The 552-nt window shown below is 46.4% G+C and carries 1 protein-coding gene; it reads right to left on the reverse strand.

Annotated features, from left to right (window positions below; all coding sequences use genetic code 11):
• Window positions 1-552: IS3 family transposase (locus ICN11_RS10630; protein WP_216230354.1), on the reverse strand; the 552-nt coding region annotated here is incomplete at both ends.

Genomic DNA, 552 nt, shown 5'->3' on the forward strand with positions numbered 1-552 from the left:
GATATATTCCTTTAGCTCTGTTTTAAATGATTGAACATCGTCAAACTTCTTTTGATAGAAGAACTCAGTTTTCATAATCCCAAACCAGTTTTCCATGACGGCGTTATCCAGGCAGTTGCCTTTTCTAGACATGCTTTGGGTAATGCCTTGTGCCTTTAAGGCTTGTTGGTAAAACCCCATTTGATATTGCCACCCCTGGTCAGAGTGCAGCATCGGCCTCTCAGTCTGAGTGAGTTGCTTAAAGGCTTTAGTGAGCATGGCACTCACCATGCTGATCTGCGGGCGATCGGCAATCTCATAAGAGATGATCTCTTGGTTATACAGATCCAATATTGGCGAGAGGTAAACCTTCTCACCCCTGATGTTGAACTCAGTCACATCGGTGACCCACTTCTGGTTGGGTACTTTAGCTGCAAAGTTGCGCTCTAATAGGTTTGGGGCTGCCTTACCCACAGACCCTTTGTAAGACTGGTAGCGTTTAGGGCGCACCGTTGATTTAAGGCCGAGGTGCCCCATCAGTTTTTGTACGGTTTTGGGGTTGAGGTAACACTG

Origin of the sequence: Polynucleobacter sp. 78F-HAINBA, from assembly GCF_018882325.1 — a bacterium.
Classification (GTDB): domain Bacteria; phylum Pseudomonadota; class Gammaproteobacteria; order Burkholderiales; family Burkholderiaceae; genus Polynucleobacter.